We start from the raw sequence: 8176 nt of genomic DNA, 5'->3' as shown, positions 1-8176 counted from the left end.
GCTTTGGATTGTTGGCAAAAGGATTTTTGTTCGTAATGTCAAGCTTTGTCTGATTGCTCAAAAGTGCAACCTTCAAACCTTTATTATTGATCCAACGTCCCGTCCATAATTGGTCATATGTAGCTGACAAATTAAATTTAGGAGAACCTGCCCCTGTAGCTTGACCAAGCACAAGGAAAGAAGATTTTGCTTTAATCGTTCCAACTAGATCCAGCTTCTGCCAGTCACCCGTTGGACCCGTCTTTGCCGACGATCCGCGATCTGCGTATTGTAAGGACCATCCATTGAGAACGACATCTTGATTTGTGGGATTGTATAGCTCAATAAAACCATGGGATGAGGCCGTATTACTAGAATCTGTAGTTAATCCCCCGCCATAAACTTGGTTAATAAACACGTGCGGCACATTTACATCATAAGTACCATTCACTTGATACGGAGTCCCCGGGATTACGATAGCATCTGCAGCTGCGGTTGAAACAATGGTACCAAACGATGATGCGCTTACAGCCGCCGATAGCATAACGGATATTAATCTCTTCCTGACAGTATTCAACTGTTGCTCACTCTCCTTAGCATGGAATATCTTGTCTATTATAAAAAAAGAGAATACCCCTAAATACACATTTTGTGTTAATTTATTTTTAATTATTTGTAATTATTTGTAAATCCACGTTAATAAAAGAAAGAACAAAAAAAGCCACACGATTCGCTAGGAATCGCATGACTTTTTGGTTGGGGTATTACCTTGGCTACGGAGAGGGTGGGATTCGAACCCACGGAGACCTTGCGACCTCGGCGGTTTTCAAGACCGCTGCCTTAAACCACTCGACCACCTCTCCACGATAGCTGTCCCCTCTAGAGGAGACAACCTTGTGCAGTGACAAAAAGCATTGTATCACATAGTCCAGCTAAGAAGCAAGTGCTATTTTTTCGTGATTACTTTTACGTTGTTCATGTAAGGTACAAGAACCTCAGGCACAACAATCGAACCGTCTGCCTGCTGGTAATTTTCGAGGATCGCCGCAACCGTACGTCCAAGAGCTAGTCCTGAACCGTTCAATGTATGTACGAACTCTGGTTTCGCTTTGGAGTCTCTGCGGAAGCGAATGTTCGCTCTGCGCGCTTGGAAGTCTTCGAAGTTACTGCAAGATGAGATCTCGCGGTAAGCACTGCTATTTGGAAGCCATACTTCCAGGTCGTACGTCTTCGCTGATGTGAAGCCAATATCACCTGTGCATAGAGATAACACACGGTATGGCAGCTTCAATAGCTGTAGAACGCGCTCAGCGTGCCCTGTGAGCTTCTCCAGCTCATCATAGGAGTCTTCGGGCTTAACAAGCTTAACGAGCTCAATTTTGTTGAATTGGTGCTGTCTGATCAAGCCGCGTGTGTCTCTTCCAGCCGACCCTGCCTCTGAGCGGAAGCAAGCGCTGAACGCAACGAAATTAACAGGCAGCTGCTCTGTTGTCAAAATATCGTCCCGGTGATAGTTCGTAACCGGTACCTCAGCCGTAGGAATTAGGAAATACTCCGAATTCTCTACTTTAAAGACATCTTCCTCAAATTTCGGAAGTTGACCCGTACCTGTTAAGCTATCACGGTTCACGATATAAGGCGGCAGCATTTCTTCATAACCATGCTCATCGCTGTGCAGGTCCATCATGAAGTTGATCAAGGCGCGCTCTAATCTTGCGCCAAGCCCTTTATAGAACACGAAACGCGAACCCGTTACCTTCGCCGCCGCTTCGAAATCTAGAATACCCAGCTCTTGCGCTACTTCCCAATGCGGCTTCACTTCAAAATCGAACTGTGGCATTTCGCCTACACGGCGCAGCTCCACATTCTCCTCTTCAGAGCGGCCAACTGGTACGCTTGGATGAGGCATATTCGGGATGGAGAGGAGAACTTGTTGTAAGGACTCGTCCAATACGCGAATCTCATCATCCAGCTCTTTAATGCGGTCTCCGACAACTTTCATTTCCTGAATCAGTTCGTCGGCGTTCTCGCCGGATCTTTTACGCCCAGCCACCTCTTGTGAAACGGTGTTGCGGCGATTTTTGAGCTGCTCTGTTTCTTGCAGAAGCTCTCTACGCTTTAGATCTAATGCTGTAAAACCGTTCAGCTCTTCAATCTGCTTACCACGGTTTTGCATGGCGGCTTGCACTGCTGCCAAATCGTTTCGAAGTAACTTTACATCAAACAAGGAGATTCCTCCGTTAGCGCAAAATGGTTGTATATGGAAGCAAGCACCCTTACCGAAGTATCCGGTGATATCAAGGTGCTTGTACCATCAATTATGCTTGACTCTGTTTTACCATATCTAAGAAATAGCTGTGCAGACGGAAATCGTCTGTCAGCTCAGGGTGGAACGATGCCGCAAGGAGATGCCCTTGYTGCGCCGCGACGATCTGGCCGTTATACGTAGCCAGAACCTCAACGTCCGGACCCACTTTCTCGATCAGTGGGGCACGGATGAAGACCGCGCGAACGTTCTCGTCTATGCCTTTGATCGGCAGATCCGTCTCAAAGCTTTCGCGTTGACGCCCAAACGCGTTGCGAGCCACCGTGATATCCATCAGCTCAAGGTGAGCTTCTGGCTGTCCGGTGATCTCTTTCGCGATGACAATCAACCCTGCGCAGGTACCGAAGATCGGCTTCCCTGCAGCAGAAAATTCTCTAAGCGCATCGATAAAACCGAACGTGCGCATAAGTTTACCAATTGTCGTACTTTCTCCACCTGGCAGAATAATGCCATCAAGGTCAGCAAGCTGCTCTGTACGCTTGACTACAACGCCTTCGGCGCCTGCCTTTTCGATACCTCGAATATGCTCTGCTACCGCGCCCTGAAGCGCGAGAACCCCAATTTTCGTCATTACCAGCCGCGCTCCTGCATACGCTCGGAAGCTTGCAGCTTGGAGATTTCGATTCCCTTCATAGGGCTACCTAGGTTTTTGGAGATTTCTGCAATCAAGTTAAAGTCTGTGTAGTGTGTTACAGCTTGAACAATAGCTTTCGCGAACTTCTCAGGGCTATCTGATTTGAAGATACCAGAACCTACGAATACCCCATCGGAACCCAAATGCATCATTAGAGCCGCATCTGCCGGAGTAGCTACACCGCCTGCAGCGAAGTTAACAACTGGCAATTTGCCTGTTTCATGCACTTGCAGCATCAATTCATAAGGAGCTCCAATTGTTTTCGCTTCAAACATCAACYCATCTTTGGACATCGCTTGAACCTTGCGAATTTGACCTTGAATCTGACGCATGTGACGAACAGCTTCGACGATGTTGCCTGTTCCCGGCTCACCTTTGGTACGAAGCATGGAAGCTCCTTCCCCAATACGGCGCAAAGCTTCGCCTAGATCACGGCAACCGCACACGAAAGGAACGGTGAAATCACGTTTATTGATGTGAAACACTTCATCCGCAGGTGTCAAAACTTCACTCTCATCGATATAATCAACGCCCAGAGATTCCAGGACTTTTGCTTCTACAAAGTGTCCGATTCTTGCTTTCGCCATTACCGGAATGGATACGACTTTCATAACTTCCTCAACGATAGTTGGATCAGCCATACGGGATACCCCGCCAGCCGCACGAATGTCAGCAGGTACGCGCTCTAGCGCCATAACAGCGGAGGCACCAGCTGCTTCTGCGATCTTTGCTTGCTCGGCGTTCATAACGTCCATAATTACGCCGCCTTTTTGCATTTCGGCCATACCTGTTTTAACGCGGGATGTTCCTGTTTCCATTCTTTATTTCCTCCTATACCTTAGTGCGATTTTATACAGTTTCCTACACGATTCGATAGTAAACTTCTAAACAAACATTTTACATGAAGGAGGGGCATTATACAACCCATTATCTGGTCTAGGAACCACCCTTAATCCCTTTAAACATATCGCTAAAGAAGTTTTTGATGGAACGGAACAATAGCCGGATCCAACTTCCTTTTTCGACATCATCATTGGCAATAAGATCTGCTGTTTTTTCTTGTCCATTGTAGGTAACTTTTACTTTACCCAGTGTATCGCCCTTCGCAATTGGAGCTACCAGTTTACTCTCTTCCAACGGCTCTGCTGTGATTTTAAAATCCGTATCTTTCGCGCCTTTTTTCGTAACGAAGGTTAGACCTGTTTTCGTTACTAGAGGCACTTGCGTTTGCACGCCTTTCTTAATGTTTACGATTTTCAAAGAATCTATTTCTTGTTTCGCATTTAGGAAAGGTTTAATCTCGAAATTATTAAAACCATAATCGAGCAGCTTCCTAGTTTCGTTAAAACGCTCCGGTTCTGTCTTCGTTCCCATCACAACCGTGATAAGACGCATCCCGTTCTTTTCTGCAGTACCCGTAAAGCAGTAGCCGGCATCATCCGTGGAACCTGTTTTTAAACCGTCCAGACCTGCATATGAGTACTTTTTAAAATTAGCATTGGTTGAATTGCCTTCCAGCATCCAGTTCCAATTGATCATAGGCGTTTTATCCGTTGGTCTCAGCTTTAAATTAGGAATTTTCGTGAAATCGAGAATTTCCTTATGGTCCTTAAGGATGTTATAGGCAAGAATTGCCGCGTCCCGCGCTGTCATTTTCGTTTCGCCCTCAATCGATTGCGGCGGATCCTTCAGATCGGCACGAGAAAGTCCTGTAGCGCTGATAAAATGAGCCTTGTCGGACATGCCTAATTGCTTAGCCTTATCATTCATCATTTTCGCAAAGTACTCTGTCATCATCTTCGCCATACTAGCCGGTGGTAGCGCCTCATCTGCATTCATTTCATAGAGAACAGCGCCTGTGCTTGCTTCCATAATAATCGCGGATTTGGCATTAACCTTCAACTCGCTCCCCGCAGGTGCTGCAGTCGTCGTAGGAGCTGTCGTTGCGGCTGGTGCTTTGGTATCTGCGGCGAACGCCGGTTGTATATGTAAAAGTACGGATTGAGCGATTAAACTAACACCTAACACCAAAGCAATCTTTTTCTTTGTCAAACTAAAAAATCTCACAACTTCACTCTCCCTAGTAATTTTTATAACATTTTATATTGTAACACACCCTATTAGACAAAAAAAAGAAGACACAGGTTCAAATCCTGTGCCTCCATTTATAGCCAAATTGTTACAATTATAATGAGTAGTTAGGTGCTTCTTTTGTAATTTGAATATCGTGTGGGTGACTTTCCTTCAATCCAGCACCTGTAATCCGGATAAACTGCGTATCGTGAATCAATTCTTGAATGTTGCGTGCACCGCAATAGCCCATCCCAGAACGAAGACCGCCAACAAGTTGATACACAGTATCAGCTAATGGCCCTTTGTACGCTACGCGCCCCTCAATGCCCTCAGGTACAAGTTTGCTCTCGTTCTCTTGGAAGTAGCGGTCTTTGCTGCCTTCCTTCATGGCGCCTAGAGAACCCATACCGCGGTAAACTTTGAACTTACGTCCTTGGAAAATCTCCGATTCTCCTGGGCTTTCATCTGTTCCAGCAAAAAGACTACCAATCATAACGGCACTCGCCCCAGCCGCGATCGCTTTTACCACGTCACCTGAGTACTTGATACCGCCGTCGGCGATAACGGGAACACCGAATTCAGCAGCTGCTTGCGCACAATCATAGATAGCTGTAATTTGTGGAACACCGATACCTGCAATAACTCGTGTCGTACAAATGGATCCTGGACCAATACCGACCTTCACCATGGATGCTCCAGCTAGGATCAGATCACGTGTTCCATCGCCTGTAGCTACATTTCCTGCAATGATAGGAAGATTAGGATATAGGGCTCTTATCTTTTTCACAGTTTCAGCAATATTAATGTGATGGCCGTGTGCTGAGTCTACTACAATCACGTCAATTCCTGCTTTGACGAGCGCAGCAGCTCTCTCCATAACATCCTTTGAAACGCCTACAGCTGCCCCTACAAGTAAACGACCTTGTGCGTCCTTCGCGGAGTTAGGGAACTGAATCGCCTTCTCGATATCTTTGATCGTGATTAATCCTTTCAGCCCGAAATGATCATCGACCAAAGGAAGTTTCTCAATTTTATGCTTTTGAAGAATGCCTTCCGCTTGCTGAAGCGTAGTTCCCACAGGGGCTGTAACAAGGCCTTCTTTCGTCATTACTTCTTTAATTTTAATTGAGTAGTCATGAACAAAACGCAAGTCACGATTYGTCAAAATCCCAACAAGCTTGTTTGTCTCATCTACGATTGGTACACCTGATATCCGATACTTCGCCATTAGCTCTTCTGCATCATAAACATGATGTTCCGGCGTTAAGGAGAAGGGGTTTGTGATAACCCCGCTCTCTGAGCGCTTAACACGGTCTACATGCTCAGCTTGAAGCTCGATAGGCATGTTCTTATGGATAATTCCAACTCCGCCTTCTCTGGCCATTGCAATCGCTAGGGCAGATTCTGTAACAGTATCCATCGCGGAACTGATGAACGGGATATTCAATTTCACATGAGGAGCAAGAACCGTTGAAACGTCGATCTCCTTACCGAACACTTCAGACTTCCTTGGCACCAACAGCACATCATCAAACGTTAAACCTTCCTTACCAAACTTGTCTTCCCTCACAACACATATTCCTCCTTAGATCTCTCTTTTCAAAAACTTTGACATAAGCATCCTGCTCACCGTATATGATTGCAATCTTAACAAAAGCCCATTTTTCGTGTCAAGGAAAAGGAACCCTTCAGAGATCGGCAGCCATCCGAATAAGAACATTCGGTTAACGATAGGAATATGTGCTGTTCGAATTCCATAACAAAAATTGTTCCACACCCTGCTCCTTAGCCGCTTTAATTTGCTCCTTCACATCTATATTTCCGTACTTCTTGTGAGGTTTCACCCATGTTGCTGTAAAATCTTGATACCATGGCCTGATTTCCGCGGTTTGTACACTTGCTCTCATGAGCTCCGTGTTTTTCCCATTTGCATCGCTAATGGCTTTATGAATGACCGCATAGGGCTGCAAATCGGGATACTTAATACCGTACATCCCATTTGAGTAATGCGAAGGATACAGCATTGGCGAGATATAATGAACCTGTTTGCTTATCATTGCCCAGTCTTGCCCTATACCCATGTCATTGTCGGAGGAAGTCGTTAATCCAAACACGTCAGCAGATAAAAAAACCTCGTCACCTAGGCGCTCCTTAGCCTTACTGAGAAAAGATTCGATAACCTGTGCTTTTGTCCGCTTGCTTGGATTATCGAATTTGACCTCAGCATCGACCCTTTTGCTGTTTTCGGGGAATCGCACATAGTCGAATTGAATTTCGTCAAAACCTAGTTGAGCAGCTTCCTTGGCAATCTGAAGATTATACTCCCATACTTCTTCTTTGTAAGGGTCCACCCAAGCTATTCCTTTATTATCCTGCCAAACGCTACCTTGATAAGTCTTCATCGCATAATTGCTTTTCTTCTTACTTAAATAGGGGTCTTTAAAAACAACAACACGTGCTATCGTATATATATGCTTGTCCTTTAACCTCTTCAGTGTCCCCTTCAGATCACGGATGATGACGTTGCTGCTGGCTCCTATCTCATTGACCAAAGGCACTGCCGAGGTATATGTAACTTGTCCGGAATCGTTCTTCACATCAATAACCATGGCATTTAAATCGGTTTGATCCACTAAATTAATCAATTGCTCCAGTTTACTGCCTACCGCAGACCAGGCCGATACATAAATACCTTTAACTACCTGCTTAGCAGGCATCTGGCGCTGTGCAGCTAGTCTTGCTGGAGGAGCTGTAGGTGCTTGTTTTACTACCTCTTCTAATTTTGGAGCAGGGATTTCATCCGCCAACTGATTTAAAGATTTAAGCGGAGCCAGGTCCTCTTTCACGGCGTCCATCTTCACCGAACAACCTTGTAAGAGCAAAAGACAGATTAAAAAAACACCGATCCATTTCCTAACAAAAAATGCTTTCATACTAATCCCTCCTTATAGGGCTAGTATGGTTTTTTACGCTATTTTGTACTGATGTAAAAAAAAGAGTCTTCTTGGAATTTCTTCCTAATAAGATTCTTCATTGTGCTTGGCAACGTTCTACTCTCCCAGAACCCTGCGGTTCAAGTACCATCGACGCTGGAGGGCTTAACGGTCGTGTTCGAGATGGGAACGCGTGGGTCCCCTCCGCCATCATCACCAAACAGTCAAAGC

The 8176-nt window shown here is 45.5% G+C and carries 7 protein-coding genes, 1 tRNA gene and 1 rRNA gene; all 9 read right to left on the bottom strand.

The features are described 5' to 3' along the window. Positions 1–556: lamin tail domain-containing protein (locus tag AC1DUA_RS23005; RefSeq protein ID WP_477501985.1), on the bottom strand; the 556-nt coding region annotated here is incomplete at its 3' end. A 199-nt stretch (positions 557–755) separates the two neighbouring features. Then, positions 756–842: transfer RNA gene (locus tag AC1DUA_RS23000), tRNA-Ser, on the bottom strand. Between the two features lie 83 nt (positions 843–925). Further along, positions 926–2206, bottom strand: coding sequence for a serine--tRNA ligase (serS, locus tag AC1DUA_RS22995; protein WP_477501984.1), 1281 nt, complete (start codon positions 2204–2206; stop codon positions 926–928). A gap of 91 nt (positions 2207–2297) precedes the next feature. Continuing rightward, positions 2298–2876 carry a pyridoxal 5'-phosphate synthase glutaminase subunit PdxT gene (pdxT, locus tag AC1DUA_RS22990; RefSeq protein ID WP_477501983.1) on the bottom strand — a complete coding sequence of 193 codons (579 nt, stop codon included), beginning with the start codon at positions 2874–2876 and terminating at the stop codon, positions 2298–2300. Further along, positions 2876–3757, bottom strand: a complete 882-nt coding sequence (pdxS, locus tag AC1DUA_RS22985; RefSeq protein ID WP_477501982.1) for a pyridoxal 5'-phosphate synthase lyase subunit PdxS — start codon at positions 3755–3757, stop codon at positions 2876–2878. Before pdxS ends, pdxT begins: the two co-directional genes overlap by 1 nt. Positions 3758–3875: 118 nt before the next feature. Beyond that, the gene (locus AC1DUA_RS22980) at positions 3876–5006 is read right to left on the bottom strand and encodes a D-alanyl-D-alanine carboxypeptidase family protein (protein ID WP_477501981.1); all 1131 of its coding nucleotides are present in this window, start codon (positions 5004–5006) and stop codon (positions 3876–3878) included. Between the two features lie 118 nt (positions 5007–5124). Continuing rightward, positions 5125–6582, bottom strand: coding sequence for an IMP dehydrogenase (gene guaB, locus AC1DUA_RS22975; RefSeq protein ID WP_477501980.1), 1458 nt, complete (start codon positions 6580–6582; stop codon positions 5125–5127). Between the two features lie 154 nt (positions 6583–6736). Next, positions 6737–7945, bottom strand: coding sequence for a putative glycoside hydrolase (locus AC1DUA_RS22970; RefSeq protein WP_477501979.1), 1209 nt, complete (start codon positions 7943–7945; stop codon positions 6737–6739). Positions 7946–8049: 104 nt separating this feature from the next. After that, a 5S ribosomal RNA gene (rrf, locus tag AC1DUA_RS22965) occupies positions 8050–8166 on the bottom strand. Between the last annotated feature and the right edge of the window lie 10 nt (positions 8167–8176).

This window comes from Paenibacillus sp. 01T422 (assembly GCF_056398785.1).
The sequence above is the reverse complement of the archived record's forward strand: the minus strand, read 5'-3'. Positions and strand labels throughout refer to the sequence as shown.